This window comes from Salmonella sp. SAL03688, assembly GCF_046551895.1.
GTDB classification, from domain to species: domain Bacteria; phylum Pseudomonadota; class Gammaproteobacteria; order Enterobacterales; family Enterobacteriaceae; genus Salmonella; species Salmonella enterica.
Map to the genome: position 1 here is coordinate 1 of NZ_JBGDVI010000026.1, position 16,520 is coordinate 16,520.

14 protein-coding genes and 3 pseudogenes are annotated in these 16,520 nt (G+C 47.6%); 8 read left to right on the top strand and 9 right to left on the bottom strand.

Annotated elements, in window-relative coordinates; translation table 11 throughout:
- Nucleotides 1-114 precede the first annotated feature (114 nt).
- Nucleotides 115-459, bottom strand: a complete 345-nt coding sequence (locus tag ACLJR2_RS20485; RefSeq protein ID WP_000120778.1) for a hypothetical protein — start codon at nucleotides 457-459, stop codon at nucleotides 115-117.
- A 371-nt stretch (nucleotides 460-830) separates the two neighbouring features.
- Between ACLJR2_RS20485 and ACLJR2_RS20490 the strand changes: the two genes are divergently transcribed.
- From ACLJR2_RS20490 to rhuM, 4 genes and pseudogenes are all read left to right on the top strand, one after another.
- On the top strand, nucleotides 831-998 hold the full coding sequence (locus tag ACLJR2_RS20490) for a TA system toxin CbtA family protein (protein ID WP_223228506.1): 168 nt from the start codon (nucleotides 831-833) through the stop codon (nucleotides 996-998).
- Nucleotides 999-1,132: 134 nt separating this feature from the next.
- Nucleotides 1,133-2,323: an AAA family ATPase gene (locus ACLJR2_RS20495; protein WP_015633173.1), complete on the top strand. Its 1,191-nt coding sequence runs from the start codon at nucleotides 1,133-1,135 to the stop codon at nucleotides 2,321-2,323.
- Nucleotides 2,324-2,352: 29 nt separating this feature from the next.
- Nucleotides 2,353-2,769: pseudogene (locus tag ACLJR2_RS20500) on the top strand (DUF4942 domain-containing protein); the annotation flags it as partial.
- 87 nt (nucleotides 2,770-2,856) lie between these two features.
- Nucleotides 2,857-3,894 (top strand): virulence protein RhuM, encoded by a 1,038-nt coding sequence (gene rhuM, locus ACLJR2_RS20505; RefSeq protein WP_000774140.1) that lies wholly within the window; start codon nucleotides 2,857-2,859, stop codon nucleotides 3,892-3,894.
- Between the two features lie 153 nt (nucleotides 3,895-4,047).
- Here the strand turns inward: rhuM and ACLJR2_RS20510 are convergent.
- Nucleotides 4,048-4,179 (bottom strand): annotated as a pseudogene (locus tag ACLJR2_RS20510) (transposase); the annotation flags it as partial.
- Between the two features lie 146 nt (nucleotides 4,180-4,325).
- Between ACLJR2_RS20510 and ACLJR2_RS20515 the strand changes: the two are divergent.
- The 3 genes and pseudogenes from ACLJR2_RS20515 to misL form a co-directional block, all read left to right on the top strand.
- A pseudogene (locus ACLJR2_RS20515) lies at nucleotides 4,326-4,436 on the top strand (transposase); the annotation flags it as partial.
- Nucleotides 4,437-5,191: 755 nt separating this feature from the next.
- Nucleotides 5,192-5,809, top strand: coding sequence for a helix-turn-helix transcriptional regulator (locus tag ACLJR2_RS20520; RefSeq protein WP_000984812.1), 618 nt, complete (start codon nucleotides 5,192-5,194; stop codon nucleotides 5,807-5,809).
- Nucleotides 5,810-5,883: 74 nt separating this feature from the next.
- Nucleotides 5,884-8,751, top strand: a complete 2,868-nt coding sequence (gene misL / locus ACLJR2_RS20525) for an intestinal colonization autotransporter adhesin MisL (protein ID WP_001143056.1) — start codon at nucleotides 5,884-5,886, stop codon at nucleotides 8,749-8,751.
- A gap of 94 nt (nucleotides 8,752-8,845) precedes the next feature.
- Here misL and ACLJR2_RS20530 read toward each other — a convergent pair whose 3' ends face one another.
- Nucleotides 8,846-9,310, bottom strand: a complete 465-nt coding sequence (locus ACLJR2_RS20530) for a hypothetical protein (RefSeq protein WP_015633176.1) — start codon at nucleotides 9,308-9,310, stop codon at nucleotides 8,846-8,848.
- A 10-nt stretch (nucleotides 9,311-9,320) separates the two neighbouring features.
- Complete coding sequence (locus tag ACLJR2_RS20535) at nucleotides 9,321-10,178, bottom strand: transcriptional regulator (RefSeq protein ID WP_001278064.1); 858 nt, start codon at nucleotides 10,176-10,178, stop codon at nucleotides 9,321-9,323.
- 783 nt (nucleotides 10,179-10,961) lie between these two features.
- Between ACLJR2_RS20535 and ACLJR2_RS20540 the strand changes: the two genes are divergently transcribed.
- A complete protein-coding gene (locus ACLJR2_RS20540) occupies nucleotides 10,962-11,642 on the top strand; it encodes an isochorismatase family protein (protein WP_000106458.1) in 681 nt (226 codons plus the stop codon).
- A 228-nt stretch (nucleotides 11,643-11,870) separates the two neighbouring features.
- Here ACLJR2_RS20540 and cigR read toward each other — a convergent pair whose 3' ends face one another.
- From cigR to ACLJR2_RS20565, 5 genes are all read right to left on the bottom strand, one after another.
- Nucleotides 11,871-12,350, bottom strand: a complete 480-nt coding sequence (gene cigR, locus ACLJR2_RS20545; protein ID WP_001065324.1) for an anti-virulence regulatory inner membrane protein CigR — start codon at nucleotides 12,348-12,350, stop codon at nucleotides 11,871-11,873.
- A 101-nt stretch (nucleotides 12,351-12,451) separates the two neighbouring features.
- Nucleotides 12,452-12,538, bottom strand: a complete 87-nt coding sequence (gene mgtU / locus ACLJR2_RS20550; RefSeq protein WP_252515021.1) for a magnesium transporter protection protein MgtU — start codon at nucleotides 12,536-12,538, stop codon at nucleotides 12,452-12,454.
- A gap of 12 nt (nucleotides 12,539-12,550) precedes the next feature.
- Nucleotides 12,551-12,643 carry a protein MgtR gene (mgtR, locus tag ACLJR2_RS20555; RefSeq protein ID WP_001082117.1) on the bottom strand — a complete coding sequence of 31 codons (93 nt, stop codon included), beginning with the start codon at nucleotides 12,641-12,643 and terminating at the stop codon, nucleotides 12,551-12,553.
- 21 nt (nucleotides 12,644-12,664) lie between these two features.
- A complete protein-coding gene (mgtA, locus tag ACLJR2_RS20560; protein WP_000131289.1) occupies nucleotides 12,665-15,391 on the bottom strand; it encodes a magnesium-translocating P-type ATPase in 2,727 nt (908 codons plus the stop codon).
- A gap of 217 nt (nucleotides 15,392-15,608) precedes the next feature.
- Entirely contained in the window at nucleotides 15,609-16,304 is a 696-nt protein-coding gene (locus ACLJR2_RS20565; protein WP_000392699.1) for an MgtC family protein, read from the bottom strand.
- Between the last annotated feature and the right edge of the window lie 216 nt (nucleotides 16,305-16,520).

The window sequence follows — 16,520 nt, forward strand, 5'->3', positions numbered from 1 at the left end:
TTGACATTGTCGCAGTTGGCGATTTATTTTGAAGGGCGGCTGAATAATGTGATGACGCTGTAGAATTTTTAACGTGACACAGAATTCTGAACGCTCTCGGCCAAAATTATGAGATCAACGTATAGAGCCATCCGGATAAAGATACATGCCTCCCTCCAGATACACGGGTTCTCCTTCTTCTACCGCTAAATTATGATATAGCGATTGCATTTCATCATCTGCACTTTCTTCCTGTTGGTTTTCAACTCGATAATAGGTATCTACATCATAGTTCTGTTTACGGAGATCGTCGTCGCTGTATACGCCAAGCCGTTTTTTTAAGCCTGTTATATTAAATATCCATTTTAACCCATCTTTAATATAATAGGCATCACCATAAGCATTTTCATCGGGGCATTCTTTATAGCCCATCCGCAATGCAACATCACAGCCATGCTTACCAACATATTTATAACTCATATCCCCCCCAATATGTTGCTTCAATATCCCAGATAAAATTCATAACGAAAACCTATCCTGATAACCTATGCCACATGAAGGATAGAATTTAAACTAAAGTACGCGTTATATTATCCCCTAAGTCCGTATCAAGTATGCGTATTCTGTAGTAGGTAGTAATATGTTCTAATTTATTAATGTGAGTTATATATGAAGAGATTATTTACAGCGATGATTATCGCTTTTATTACTGTCACGGCATCATCCGGTGCGCTTGCCTGCCCAAAGGGTCAACATCCACATGGGGGTACAGGCTCACATCATAAGGGTGGATGGTGTTCATACGAGCAGTAACGTCGCAGCTTACTCATTGAACGGCACTATAGCCTTACATTTATCAACGCAGGCGCTACGTTTGTCGATGCCGTAACTTTCTGAAGAAAAAACATGAACGAGTTGGTATCGATCGCAAAGAATATGGTTACCAGCAACAGTCACCTTGTCTCCAGGCTGTCGATATTCTACGGACACGACAGGAAAGGATTTTATTAATTCCTTAGAAAAACCATGTTAATCAACAGGATAAATAGTTAAAACGTGATAAAAGGCGTAACCTTTGCCCGCTTAAAGCGGGCAATATTGCAGGCAAGAGATGTTATTATACTAAAACATAAAAACAGGTGAGGCTGGTGTAATGAGAATCGACAAACTTTCACTGCTTAACTTTCGTTGCTTTAGACAGCTCGATATTACTTTTGATGAGCACATTACGATTCTGGTTGCACCGAATGGCGCGGGCAAGACAACAGTGCTGGATGCGATACGCCTGGCGCTGTTTCCCTTTATTCGTGGTTTTGATGCCAGCCTCTACGTAAAAGATAAATCGCTGGCGATCCGTACAGAAGATGTACGTCTGGTTTTCCGCCCCGAAGCGCTGAACATGGAAATGTCGTCTCCGGCCATGATTACGGCTACCGGGGAATGGGAAAGTGGAAAAACGGCAACCTGGATGCTCGACAAGCGAGGAGAACAGCCGCCGCATGAAGATAAGACAGCGGCGCAGCTTACCCGTTGGGGTGAACAACTTCAGACGCTGGTGCGTGAAGAGCATAATTTGCAGCAGGTTGAACTTCCCCTAATGCTTTATCTGGGGACTGCTCGCTTGTGGTATCAGGAACGTTATGAGGCACAGCCTACTGAACAGCGTCTGGATAACAGCGCCTTTTCACGTTTGTCTGGTTATGACGATTGCCTTTCTGCCACATCAAACTATAAGCAATTTGAACAATGGTATAGCTGGTTATGGCTTAGCTACCGTGAACATCAAATCACACAACTTGAATCACCTTCAGCAAAGTTAAAAGAAGGTGTTCGTGTTCAGCGGATGAAAGAAGCTATTCAAGCCATCCAGCAAACCATTAACTGTCTGACGCAGGAAGTGACTGGCTGGCACGATCTGGAATACAGCTCCAGCCATAACCAGCAATTGGTGATGAACCATCCACAGCACGGTAAGATTCCCTTATCCCAGCTCAGCGACGGCCTGCGTAATGCGGTTGCGATGGTAGCGGATATCGCGTTTCGCTGTGTCAAACTCAACCCCCATTTACGCGATGAAGCCGCCTTAAAAACACAGGGGATTGTGCTGATCGATGAAGTCGATATGTTCCTGCACCCAGCCTGGCAGCAGCAAATTATCCAGTCTTTGCGCAGCGCATTTCCACTAATCCAGTTTATTGTCACTACCCATAGCCCGCAGGTTATCAGCACGGTAAAACGTGAGTCTGTTCGCCTACTTGAACAGGACGAGAAAGGTAATGGTCTGGCGTCAATACCACCGGGGCGACCTACGGCGAGCCAAGTAATGATGTACTGCACAGCGTGATGGGCGTCGATCCGCAACCTCCGGTTAAGGAACAGGATGTTTTCGAACGTGGGATTATCAATGTATTTAAGGGGTTAAGCCAGGAGTACAAAACCAATAATCCTTGTTATTTCGGCAAGAAGATTATCGTCAACAATCTGGTGAAGCATGACCGATGGGGCTACAGCCTGAACTGGGGCTGGCGACGCGACCAGCTCGCCGATCTGGAACGAATACTCTACCTGCTGGATAGTAAAACCATTCCTGACAACCGGCATGATGTCTCTATCCGGTTTATGGACTTCGTGCGCGATAATCCGCGTGAGCAGGTCTTTGAAGACGATATGTTCACCATCCGCTACTTTTAGAAGGGCAGCGGACATATCACATTTAAGCGTCTGGATCTGGTGGAGAATATGAATGATATCGTGGCGAAGCATTATCCGGGGGCGCTGCCCGCAAAATAAACGCTATCTGCGTAATAAGCTTCACCAGGAATTTCTGGCATACTAGGCAGATTACGGCATTGCGAGTCAGATATAAGCGGAGGCGGCATGGCAGACAAATACTTAACCCAATCCCCGGCAGGCGAATTTGTTATGTTTGCCAGCGATGACGGTGAAGTTCGTGTGGAGTGCCGCTTTGAGCAAGAGACGCTATGGCTCCCTCAGGCAACCATCGCCAACCTTTATCAGATCACTCCCCAGGCAGTTACACAGCACATTAAAGCGATCTATGAAGAAGGCGAACTTGAGCAAAACGCAACCTGTAAGTCTTACTTACAAGTTCAACAGGAAGGTAGCCGTCAGGTAAGCCGCAACAGGCTTCACTACAGCCTGCCTGTCATCCTTGCTGTCGGCTACCGCGTTCGTTCCCCGCGCGGCACACAGTTCCGCCAGTGGGCAACCCAGACGCTCCAGAAATACCTGATCAAAGGTTTTGTGATGGACGATGAGCGCCTGAAAAATCCGCCCGTGGGTTCATCGGCTGTACCCGACTATTTTGATGAGATGCTGGAGCGTATCCGCGATATTCGCGCCAGCGAACGTCGGGTTTATTTGCGGGTACGAGAGATCTTTGCGTTAGCCGCCGACTATCAACCATCGCTCAAAGAAACCACGCAATTTTTTCAAACCATCCAGAACAAGTTGCATTTTGCCTGTACCGGACATACCGCTGCTGAACTCATTCATCAGCGTGCTGACGCCAGCCAGCCGCATATGGGGCTGACCAGCTATAAAGGTGAAGAGGTACGTAAGGGTGACGTGACGGTGGCAAAAAATTATCTCACTCAGGATGAAGTCAGCGAGCTTAACCGCGTAGTTAACATGTGGCTGGATTTTGCCGAGGATCAGGCCCGTCGTCGTCAGCAGATCTTTTTACGCGACTGGCAGGATAAGCTGGATCAGTTCCTGCAATTTAACGACCGTGAGGTTTTACAAGGCGCAGGTAAAGTCACTAAGAAAATGGCCGATGAAAAAGCGCAGGCGGAATATAGTCAGTTTGCTGAACAACAACGGCGCTTAAAAGAAGCCGAAGGTGAGAAGGATATCGCCGGTTTGCTACAATGGAAAACAGAACCTAAAAAGTAGCTCAGAATGCCCCGAACCCCACAAGCAAAATCATTTGGGGGCACAATAGTGGGCACCAGTAAAAATCCAACAAGATAAAAATCAATAAATTCAACAGACCAAGATATCAAATTAGACTCCTGTGATTGCATGATACCGTCGTGAATATGGCGGTTTTATCCAGGCGTAAAGACTGTGGGTAGTAATATCAAGACGTGTTGCGACGCTGGAAACAGAATGGCCGCGCTCAATAACCTGTTTTACCGCTTTAATTATAAACTCTTCGGGATAACGTTTACCGCTCATGGGCTCCTCTCTTTAAGCTATCTTAAATGACTCTGCGGTGTCTGTTAAACCTGTGGCGATTCATTTAATTTTTTGTACGTATCCCACATAATCGTGCTATTCACATTTAGAGATCACGTCATCGATCTGCTGACGAAGGAATCTCTATGTGTAAATCCCGTCTCACTGAGCATCAGAACATCGCCGTAATTAAGTTGGTCGAAGCTGGACGAGCGGTTAAAGATATCTGCCAGGAGGCGAATATTTCTGAAGTGACTGACGACATCTATGGACATTAGGTTTGACCACATCCTGTTTCTCACTAATGTGCTCCGGGAAAGAGTTTTCATCAAATGAGCAATTGAAAAAAGTAGCCAGAAGCTGAAGTTGTTTCGACCGATAAGTCTGTCGGTTGCTCAGACTGTCACGATCAGAATTAAGTCAGATCAACTTATTGGCAAGGTATAACTCCCGGCATTAAGTTACAAAATTTTCTCATGGCATTAGCATTACACCCCTTAAAGTTTACATGCGTCTCTATAAAATAGTCTTAAATTTGTATATAAGAAGTTGATGAGAGCACAAATGTCACCATTAAGTCATTGAATAACAATGCAATAAAAGAAAAAATCTTAAATTAGGTTTTAATAATAAGAATTCATTACAGGTTTACAGGAATTACTTTTATATTTCATCACATCACCCCGATAGTGACGAGGACAGCAGACAGATGGTATTGAGAACCGTTATTTATCACCCTCATGATTTAGCAAATAGTGCTGTTTTAAGATTTTTTATGATATTGGAGATACTGTATAAAAATCTCAATGCGTGAAATGAAAATCCGAAATGATGTATTACGACTGTCGGATCTGTCATGGTTCCTTAAAGCTGTATTTTAGGTCTTTCCAGGAGTTTATGACACTGACAATAATTCGCGACTTTTGACAGCCGTAGCACTGTATATTATCTGGATTGACACATTTATTTACCAATGAAATATTAATAGAAACATCGACGGGAGTCGTTCAGGATGATGAGAAAGCCTTCACAAATTGTCCATTGCATTAGTTGCGATTTATCCTGTCAATTATTCCCTGACAGCGCAGTACGGGTGCAATACTGTCATAATGCGGCATTTTCCATCTGGCCGGATGGTAATGCTTTTCTGAAAAAAGGGTTTATTGAAAAGTTATTGCTTGATAGACACAACCATTTATCCAGCGGTTTTATCTTTGTTGATTTTTCTTTCCCGAATCTTCGACGATTTACCGATTTACAATGGGCTGACAGTCTGGCAAACAGTGGTATGCATATTGTCCTGATTTCTGACAGAAGTTTAACTCCGCTGGCCAATTACTGGATTTTGAAAAGCAATAAAATACAAGGAATTATTTATTCCGATGACGATGATATTGTGCAACAGCAAAAGATGCACCGCTTGTTTACCGGTCGGCTTGCCAACAGTAAACGTGGACGAACGCTTAACTATACGGAATTTATATTACTGAAGCGTTTTGTATCAGGAATAAGTATTCAGCAGATTGTAAATATTGACAATATTGATATTAAGAAACTTTATGTGCATAAGCTGCGGCTTGAAAATAAGCTAGGGCATAGCATTCATAAAATAATATCAAATATTTTATAGATCCGTTTCCATTTTTATTATTTCCATATTATTGCGATGTGGAAGACGCTTTACGCCATAATGCAGGAGGCAGAATGCCAACTCCCCAAAATTACTCATTCATCGCCATAGCGGTATCAGCAGCATTAGCCTCTATGGTATTTCCCTCCCAGGCGGCCTGGGTTGACGTTGATAGTCTGCCATCCAGTGGGCTGGTCAGCCAGTTGCCGCCGGAATTACAGGCTATTATTCCCGCTCAGGCCAGTACCGGTTTCACCAAAGTCGGTACCATGCCCAACTACGTTTATCAGTGGAACACCGGCACCATCCCGGTTTATGGCAATGGCCTCACGCTTAATGGGCCGGGCGCGGAGGCGTTTGAACACACTGTCACGGTTATTCAGAACAGCGGGACGGGAAGTCCGGGCGTGATTTTTGGCAACGACCTGACCATTCGGACGCAGTCGGCGAATGCCGCGAATAATGGTAGAGACGTCGATGGCATCCGTACTCACGGCGCAAATACTCCGGATAACCCGGTATTTATTATTACCGGTGACCGTACCCGCATCTACGTGGATGGTCAGGATGGTGACGGTATTAACGCCGGATATAACTCACTGGGCCAGGGTTGGACCGGATCGGCCAATATTTACGTCGGCGACGATCTGTATATCAAAACAACAGGTAGCCAGGGACGTGGAATTACAGCTAACGCCATGCGGGATGCGTCACGTGCCAAAAATACGATTGTCGTCGGCAATCGTGCACATATTGTTACTACCGGCGACAGTTCGGAGGGGCTGCGTACCGGACAAAGCGGTTCGTTGATTCGTCTGGGTGACGATGCAACTATCGAAACCTCCGGCGCATCCTCAACGGGGATTTACGCAGCATCATCCTCCAGAACCGAGCTTGGCAACAACGCTACTATTACGGTGAACGGTGCCAGCGCACACGCGGTATATGCAACTAACGCTACCGTTAGTTTGGGAGAGAATGCCACTATTAGCGTTAACAGCGCCAGTAAGGCTGCATCCTATAGTAAAGCCCCTGCCGGTTTATACGCCCTCTCCCGAGGCGCCATTAATCTGGCAGGCGGTGCGGCTATTACTATGGCGGGCGATAACAGTAACGAAAGTTACGCCATCAGCACGGAGACTGGCGGCATTGTTGACGGTTCTTCAGGAGGTCGTTTCGTCATCGACGGTGATATTCGTGCTGCTGGCGCCACCGCTGCCAGCGGTACGCTACCGCAGCAGAACAGTACAATTAAGCTCAATATGACGGACAACTCGCGATGGGACGGGGCGTCGTACATCACCAGCGCTACGGCGGGCACAGGCGTTATCTCTGTACAAATGAGCGATGCGACCTGGAATATGACCAGCAGCTCAACGCTCACTGACCTGACGCTGAATAGTGGCGCAACCATTAACTTCAGCCATGAAGATGGCGAGCCATGGCAAACGCTCACCATCAATGAAGATTATGTAGGCAACGGCGGTAAGCTGGTCTTTAATACTGTGCTCAACGATGATGATTCCGAAACGGACAGGCTGCAGGTTCTCGGCAATACTTCAGGCAACACATTTGTTGCAGTAAATAATATTGGAGGAGCTGGGGCGCAAACCATTGAAGGTATTGAAATTGTTAACGTTGCTGGTAATTCTAACGGTACTTTCGAAAAAGCAAGCCGTATTGTTGCCGGAGCCTATGACTACAACGTGGTGCAGAAAGGTAAAAACTGGTATCTGACCAGCTACATTGAGCCGGACGAACCGATTATTCCTGATCCAGTAGACCCAGTTATCCCTGACCCTGTCATTCCCGATCCGGTAGACCCTGATCCTGTAGACCCGGTTATCCCTGACCCTGTTATTCCCGATCCGGTGGACCCTGATCCTGTAGACCCTGAGCCAGTAGACCCGGTCATCCCTGATCCGACAATTCCTGACATAGGGCAATCTGACACACCGCCGATAACAGAACATCAGTTCCGTCCGGAAGTGGGCAGCTATCTTGCCAACAACTATGCGGCAAATACGCTGTTCATGACGCGTCTCCATGACCGTCTGGGTGAAACCCAGTACACCGACATGCTGACGGGTGAGAAGAAGGTCACCAGCCTGTGGATGCGTAACGTCGGCGCCCATACTCGCTTCAACGATGGCAGCGGGCAGCTAAAAACCCGCATCAACAGCTATGTGTTACAACTGGGAGGCGATCTGGCACAGTGGAGCACTGACGGTCTTGACCGTTGGCATATTGGTGCAATGGCAGGTTATGCCAACAGCCAGAACCGCACGCAGTCGTCCGTGAGTGACTATCATTCCCGTGGTCAAGTCACCGGTTACAGCGTCGGCCTTTACGGCACCTGGTATGCTAACAATATCGATCGGTCTGGAGCTTATGTGGATACCTGGATGCTGTACAACTGGTTTGATAACAAGGTCATGGGTCAGGATCAGGCCGCTGAGAAATATAAATCCAAAGGAATTACCGCCTCGGTTGAAGCCGGTTACAGCTTCAGGTTAAGTGAAAGCGCGCATCAAAGCTACTGGTTGCAGCCCAAAGCGCAGGTGGTATGGATGGGCGTGCAGGCTGACGACAATCGCGAAGCCAATGGTACCCTCGTCAAGGATGATACCGCCGGTAATCTGCTAACCCGCATGGGCGTAAAAGCCTATATTAACGGCCACAATGCTATTGATAACGATAAATCTCGAGAGTTCCAGCCGTTCGTGGAGGCGAACTGGATCCATAATACGCAGCCTGCCAGCGTGAAGATGGACGATGTCAGCAGCGATATGCGTGGTACAAAAAATATTGGTGAACTGAAAGTGGGTATTGAAGGGCAAATTACCCCGCGCCTGAACGTATGGGGTAACGTGGCGCAGCAGGTAGGTGACCAGGGCTATAGTAATACCCAAGGCCTACTGGGGGTTAAATACAGTTTTTGATTCAGGTAACAACAGAGCCGCTGATCTTCAGCGGCTTTTACCCGGAAGCGCTTTCATTTGGCTGATACGTTCCATGAACGGCTCCCAAAACAGCTTAATGTGTACAGAAAAATATCGGGCGTTTCCCGATGGTGAACATAAAGCCACGATGGCCCTGAGTCAGGATGGTGTAACTGATGCTTTTCCCTGGATAGACATAAAAATCGGGTAAAACCGTCTCGATAACCGCATCGGACAGTGTTTCGTCACGCGTGACTTTGTTGATATCCGTCGATATAAAATGGGTGCTGTCTTTATTTTCACTCCATACATAGGAAACATCACGGCGGATCACGCCGCTCATTTTATTATTGACGTAATACGTTCCGCTGATGGAAACCACCCCAGTGCGTTTTTTCAGCGAATACATAAAGTCCAGCGTCAGGTTAGCCTGAGTGTTGTTATAAAACACAATCACAGGCGCCGTACATTTCTCTGGATCCCGGTTCTTTTCCGTATACAAATGAAAAAGATGTCCAAGCCCTACTCCCAGAAACAGTAGCGTCAGGCAGGCTAACATCAGTGCCTTTTTACCCATGTGTCACCCCGCGGAAAAAAAGCGTCACGCAGCCTGTATCACCGCGCGTTTTATAAGGTTGCTGACAAATCAATGCCGTAACCGCTGGGGTGCGACTGCTGGAAGGGAAATAGACCCATGGGTATTTCTGACAATCCATACCGGTTTTTAGAATCATTGACTTATAGCTTGCAAAGCGGCTACCGCTTTCGATATCTTCATTTCGCGAGAAAAAATGACAGCCCTGAGTTGTTTCAACCAGCGTGTAGCGATCGTAAAAATCCTTATCGGGAACGGTTTGCCAGCTTATAGCGCCAAGCAAAATACCGACAGCAAATGTCCCGGTCATCCAAAGTACAGGTACATAATGTTTAAACCAACGCCCTGACATACGTGGCGGCGTCTCACCCTTTTTTTCTATTGTCTGAGCGAAGTCTTTGCGGATGGTCATGAGGCTCACACCAGGCTCAATCTGAAAGCCTCTACGCGGAACCGTGATTATCAGCGTATCTTCATTTTCGCCAACGGTACGTAATCCGCGGCGAATAATGGAGATATTCTGATAAAGCGTATTTGCCGACACCACCATGCCGTCTTCTTCCCACACTTTTTGAAAGAATGTTTGTTGTGAGACGACGGAGGGGGCGTTTTCCAGCAGAAGGCGCAAGCAGCGGCTGGCGGGCGTTGTCAGAATAATGTTGAGATCTGGCCTCGATAATGACGCCAGGCGATTCATTTCTGGATTAAATTCAATATTATCGTTAATTATCCATAACATCGCATTGTTACCATGCCAAAACATAACGTAGTTGGAGAGGGTTAATAGACACCACTGAGTATAGTCTGATGCTGTGGCTGCGTAGCAGGACATGGATTGTCCCCTGCACATACCGATCATATAGAAGAGCGAGAGGCATAAGACATTAACAGGTAAGCGTAGACACCGCTTTTCTCATTATAGCAGACTCAGGGGTGAAAGTACGTTTGGTTTTCTTGTTCGTTAAGTCTCCTGTTTTGTATTGAGGTGAGAATATCACCTTTAATCAAGTGGCCAAATTTACTGTGCCACTACGTTTTAATATCTCATAGATAAATCATGAGAAAATATATCCTGACAATCTATATCATATGAAAGACAAGGTTTTATTCAACGTGTTCCTATAATGACTTGTAATATCCAAAAAAGCAGCACTCGTTATGTAGGGATAGTTTCCAATTTATTAAGAGTTACAGTAGCCATACTTAATAAAAGCACGCTTCCCACTTAATATTTAAGCTGTGCTTTATGTTATTTAAATATAAATAAGTTAATCCTTAACCCACATATTTCAAACTTATACTAAATAATTTTAAAACTATCCATCAGAAACAATTTGTGGGGACATAGTTTGTTTTTTCAATCAATAATCCTCTCTGACATGTAAAATAGAAACATTTATTCATAATATGAATATTGTTGTGATAACAGATTCGCGTGAAAGTAAATCGACTGAAGGTGATGCCGATGAATATTCCTTCAGAAAGAACTCACCAGGGTAATCCAGGATCGGCAACGGATTACTGTCATCAGCTTAAAAACGGAAATCGCCCCGGCGATTAATGACTTTAACACTGATAGTGACTATCAGTGAAAGGCAACAACAAGGAATGAATTATGTCTACACCCGCGAATTTTAACGGTCAACGCCCTGCCATTGATGCTAACGACGCAGTAATGCTGCTGATTGACCACCAAAGTGGCCTGTTTCAGACCGTCGGCGACATGCCGATGCCGGAATTACGCGCGCGCGCCGCGGCGCTGGCTAAGATCGCTACCTTATGCAATATGCCGATCATTACTACCGCATCCGTACCACAGGGACCGAATGGCCCGCTGATTCCGGAAATCCATGCGAATGCGCCCCACGCGCAATATGTCGCGCGTAAAGGGGAAATTAATGCCTGGGATAATGCCGATTTTGTACAAGCGGTAAAAGCGACAGGCCGTAAAACGCTGATCATCGCCGGTACTATTACCAGTGTCTGCATGGCTTTTCCAGCCATCAGCGCCGTCGCGGAAGGGTACAAGGTATTTGCGGTAATTGATGCCTCCGGTACGTACAGTAAAATGGCGCAGGAAATTACGATGGCCCGCGTGGTGCAGGCGGGCGTAGTACCAATGGATACCGCGGCGGTAGCCTCTGAGCTGCAACGTACCTGGAATCGGGAAGATGCCGCAGAATGGGCGGATGTATATACCAAAATATTCCCGGCCTATCAGCTACTGATTGAAAGTTATACCAAAGCGCAGGAAGTAGTAAAAAATAATGAACTGCTGGATTCTCAACCCGCATAAATAACGCCCTGAAGAGACTAAATAGCCCCATTTAATGGGGCTATTTTACTTGCCATTTTGGACCTGGGCAGTGCTCGCCAAAACGCGTTAGCGTTTTGAACGCCGCTTGCGGCGGCCCGAAGGGCGAGCGTAGCGAGTCAAACCTCACGTACTACGTGTACGCTCCGGTTTTTGCGCGCTGTCCGTGTCCAAACTGGCTGCGCCAATAACGCCTGGTGGGATAGGCTCTTAATCAAATACGCCATTAATAATCGCCGTGACCACCGCGGTACTGAGCGCGATCAGCACCAGATTATCCCCAACGATTTTCCACTCATAGCCCGGATAATAAGGTAATTGTCCCAGCATAGACGCCGGCACCGTTTTTTTAGCGATTCCCGGCGGCAGCGGTTTTCCTCTCGCCAGATTTTTCGCAATCCCCGGAGGTAAAGACTGATAACCCGTCAGCCCTAAATTCACTGCCAGTTGCCTGGCGACAGCGTAGCTAATGTCCGACTCGACGTGATCCGGTTTGCCGCCATTTTTACGGTGTTCCGTTTTTTGCCCGGCATTTCCTTTATGTCCGTTACCGTTATTACCCTGATTAGCCGCGTTATTACCATGTCCGCCGCCATTGCCATTTCCCGGATTCGCCAGCACAGGCGTAGCGCTCAGGGAAAACGTAATCAACGTCGCCAGGACGGCGGTTAAACCACGACGATTATTCATGATATTGCCCTTCTGATGTGGGATACCATGAAAATAGCGCCCCGCCATAAAAAGAACAACTACATCGATTCTTATTTTAAGCGGGGCTCGCCAACGGCAGCTTATCGTATCCAGATAGTCAGTAAAATCAGGATGATTGCTATCAGGACAACCTGATAAAAAATTTTGTCCAACCCTCTTTTTTGCATGGCGTCACCTCGTTAGAAAACGATTTGCCAGAGGGCTAAACACAACACCAACAGGCTAATCAGTAAAAATATCAGCGCGATGATTTTATCGGGTGAGCGATTCATCTGGGCGATCCTCAAACATTATTAAAACCACTGGCCAAAGCGTTTGATATAAAAGCGTTTCATGCCTTGCGCCACCAGACAGTAGCTCAATAATGTCGCCACCAACCACGGGAAGTAGCTCAGCGGCAGCGGCTCCAGTCCAACCATCGCGCCCAGAGGTGAGAATGGAATATAAATGCCTATCGCCATAATCAAGCCGGTCGTCAATAATACCGGCAACGTCGCCCGACTTTGGATAAACGGTATTTTCTGCGTCCTTAGCATATGCACGACCAGTGTCTGCGAGAGCAGACCCTCAATAAACCAGCCGGACTGAAAGAGCGACTGTGCCTCTACGTTATTAGCCGCAAAAACGTACCACATCAGCGCAAAGGTTGTGATATCGAAAATAGAAGACGTTGGGCCAATCCATAGCATAAAACGACCAATATTTTTCGCGTCCCATTTCCGCGGCTTACGCAGGAACTCTTTATCCATTTTGTCCCACGGCAACGACAACTGCGAAATATCGTACATCAAATTCTGGATCAACAGATGAATCGCCAGCATCGGCAGAAACGGAATAAACGCGCTGGCTACCAGTACCGAAAAAACATTGCCGAAATTAGAGCTGGCGGTCATATTCAGATATTTAATGATATTGCCAAAGGTTTCCCGCCCTTTGATAACGCCTTCCTCAAGCACCATGAGATCTTTTTCCAGCAGAATAATATCTGATGACTCTTTAGCAATATCGGCGGCGCTATCGACGGAAATTCCCACATCCGCATCACGAAGCGCGGGCGCGTCGTTGATCCCATCTCCAAGAAAACCAACGGTATGACCATTTTTCTGTAGCGCTTGCAAAATACGCGTTTTTTGTAACGGCGTCAGCCGGGCGAATACTGCGCGTTTCTCCACTTCAGACGCCAGTTCGGCATCCGACATCGCCTCAACCTGGGTTCCGGTCAGGATATCGTGCGTATCAATACCCACTTCCAGACAGATACGCGCCGTCACGACCGGATTATCGCCGGTGAGGACTTTGACCGCCACGCCGTTATCCCGCAACGCGGCAATAGCTTTTCCGGCGCTCTCTTTCGGCGGATCGAGAAAAGTGAGCATCCCTTCGATGGTAAGTTCGGTCTCATCCTCCACACTTAATGTCGGATTGTTCCCGGAACCATCCAGCTTACGTGTCGCTATCAGCAATACACGGAATCCCTGAGCATTGTAATCTTCGGTTTTCGCCAGCAGCAGCTCGCGGCGTGTTTCCGTCAGCGCCACCACACGATCGCCTTCGCGAAGATGGGTGGCTACCATCATCATCTCTTCAACGGCGCCTTTACAGATCAGACATCTGTCTCCATGCTGCGCATCCTCCACCAGGACCGATACCCGGCGACGTACAAAGTCGAATGGCAGTTCATCGCGTTTAATGAAGCGCGCTTTTGTCGATGGTGCGATTCGCCCCTCGCCAAAACGCAGTATGGCGCGATCCATCACATTCCGGGCGCCGCTCTGGCTGCTACTATTCAGCCAGGCCAGCATCAATACCCGGCTGCTTTTTACACCGCTCACATCCAGATGATGCTCCAGAAAAATATTGTCCTGGGTTAAGGTGCCGGTTTTATCTGTACACAGCACATCCATCGCGCCGAAGTTTTGAATAGCGTTCAGGCGCTTGACGATCACTTTGCGCCGCGACATCGCAATCGCGCCTTTTGCCAGGTTGGAACTGACAATCATGGGCAACATTTCCGGCGTCAACCCCACCGCAACCGCCAGCGCGAACAGCGAAGCCTCTACCCAGTCTCCCTTACTGAAACCATTGATCAGCAGGACAACCGGCACCATGATCAGCATAAAGCGTATCAACAGCCAGCTCACGCTGTTGACTCCGCGATCGAAAGCCGTCTGGGTACGCGTACCCACAATGGATTTCGCCAGCGAGCCGAACCAGGTACGGCTTCCCGTCGCAACCACGACCGCTTGCGCTCTGCCGCTGGTTACATTGGTTCCCATCAGACAGATATTGCCCAAATCTAACAGGCTTTTATCTTTGTCAGGCAATTGCTCGCTGTCTTTACCTGCCACATCAGCCATAACATCGTATTTTTCTACGGGTAATGATTCACCACTAAGAATTGACTGACTGATAAAGAGATCGCGCGACGCCAGCAGTCGAACGTCGGCGGGCACCAGATCGCCTGCGGCCAGAAAAACCACATCGCCCGGCACCAGTTCTTCAATGGGAATCTCTTCCTGCACCGCGCCTATATTGCCCGGCCCACGACGCAACACCGTGGCGGTGGTGCGAACCATCTTTTTCAGCGCCTGTGCTGCTCTGTTAGTGCGAAACTCCTGCCAGAAACGCAATAACCCGCTCAAACTGACCATCGTCAGAATAATCAGCACGCCAGTGAGATCGGTCTCTTCGCCACGGCGTAACGGGAGCCAGTAATCCGTGATGAAACTAACCCCTGCCAATGCCATCAGAACGTAAATAAACGGGTTATTGAATGCCTGCAGAAGCTGAATCAGCGCCGGAGGAACTTGCTCATGCGCCACTTCATTGCGCCCATACACTTTCAACCGTTCGCTGGCCTCTTCTATCGTGAGGCCCTGACGATGGCTGTTCAGCCGCGCCAGTGTCTCCTCCGGGCTATGAAAAGCTTCCGCTTCGATCGGAAATACTTTTTTATGCTGCTTATCATTTTCTGACGCCGGGCGATTGAGTTTCCGGTTTTCAATGTTCATGTCAGTCATGATGAATCCCCAAAATTAAGGTGTAGTGTTTCCTGCATATCACGCCCGGGGAATAGTAAACTCACGATTTGAAGGTGAGCCCCGGGAGAATTATCTATGCATAAAAAAGGTTATTGCTTACTCACTATTTTGAGTGGGTTTTATTTTATCGACTCGGGAATATCCATCATTCCCTCCTTATACGCCTGGCGTAATGTTGCAATTGAATAAAAAACTATTATTGACTATCAATGCTCCAGTGAATTGCGGTGATATTATCGTTATCACCTATTCTGGATATAATCAGTTCTCGCGTTTTACGATAATCAGCATGACCCACGAGCTCGGCACGAATTTCTTTATAGCCCTGTTCCTGAGCGGGGACCGAACCTAACCCTTGTAAACAGATCGCGGCCTCTTTTACGATATTCAGTAACCACTGACGAACCGCGCTCTCATCTTCTTTATTACAGGTTACTTTCAGGATATAACGTTTTTCTCCCTCGGCGGATACCGGGAGTTGATTTATACGCTGCGCCGCTTCACGCAATAAAATATTGGCGCAAAGAATAATGATCGTCGCCGCCAGCGCATTTTTGAACTGCCCTAAGCCGCATAACACGCCGATGCCCGCCGAACACCATAGCGTTGCCGCAGTGTTCAGCCCGCGCACATTCATCCCTTCGCGCATGATGACGCCCGCCCCCAGAAAGCCAATACCAGAGACAATCTGCGCCGCAATTCTCCCGGGGCTGTCTGGCGATGTCGTCATGGAGCTCAGAATAAAAACGGCGGCGCCTGTCGCCACCAGCGCATTAGTGCGTAATCCCGCCATACGTTGACGCCATTGTCTTTCCGCGCCAATCAGCGCGCCCAACAGCATAGCGGCCAGTAAATTCAAAATATAAGGAAACATTAACATACGTTCCTCCATTTTTTCTGGAAGAATAAGTACGTGCTATATTTAGCACACGACAAATTTCTGCCCTGAGGCAATTAGCGTCGTGTTAACGGCGGAGGAAATAAAGCGTGTTTAAACATGAACATGACGATTACCTCGCGACAATGCGCGTGTTGTAACATTATTGGGATGACAATCGTCACAAGGGGAGATTGCTGCCCACCGGTTCGGCAAGCAGCGCAGGAATAG

Coding starts and splice junctions, on each gene's coding strand:
- ACLJR2_RS20485 (WP_000120778.1), bottom strand. CDS start 459: ATGAGTTATAAATATGTTGGTAAGCATGGCTGTGATGTTGCATTGCGG.
- ACLJR2_RS20495 (WP_015633173.1), top strand. CDS start 1,133: ATGAGAATCGACAAACTTTCACTGCTTAACTTTCGTTGCTTTAGACAG.
- rhuM (WP_000774140.1), top strand. CDS start 2,857: ATGGCAGACAAATACTTAACCCAATCCCCGGCAGGCGAATTTGTTATG.
- ACLJR2_RS20520 (WP_000984812.1), top strand. CDS start 5,192: ATGATGAGAAAGCCTTCACAAATTGTCCATTGCATTAGTTGCGATTTA.
- misL (WP_001143056.1), top strand. CDS start 5,884: ATGCCAACTCCCCAAAATTACTCATTCATCGCCATAGCGGTATCAGCA.
- ACLJR2_RS20530 (WP_015633176.1), bottom strand. CDS start 9,310: ATGTTAGCCTGCCTGACGCTACTGTTTCTGGGAGTAGGGCTTGGACAT.
- ACLJR2_RS20535 (WP_001278064.1), bottom strand. CDS start 10,178: ATGTCCTGCTACGCAGCCACAGCATCAGACTATACTCAGTGGTGTCTA.
- ACLJR2_RS20540 (WP_000106458.1), top strand. CDS start 10,962: ATGTCTACACCCGCGAATTTTAACGGTCAACGCCCTGCCATTGATGCT.
- cigR (WP_001065324.1), bottom strand. CDS start 12,350: ATGAATAATCGTCGTGGTTTAACCGCCGTCCTGGCGACGTTGATTACG.
- mgtU (WP_252515021.1), bottom strand. CDS start 12,538: ATGCAAAAAAGAGGGTTGGACAAAATTTTTTATCAGGTTGTCCTGATA.
- mgtR (WP_001082117.1), bottom strand. CDS start 12,643: ATGAATCGCTCACCCGATAAAATCATCGCGCTGATATTTTTACTGATT.
- mgtA (WP_000131289.1), bottom strand. CDS start 15,391: ATGACTGACATGAACATTGAAAACCGGAAACTCAATCGCCCGGCGTCA.
- ACLJR2_RS20565 (WP_000392699.1), bottom strand. CDS start 16,304: ATGGAGGAACGTATGTTAATGTTTCCTTATATTTTGAATTTACTGGCC.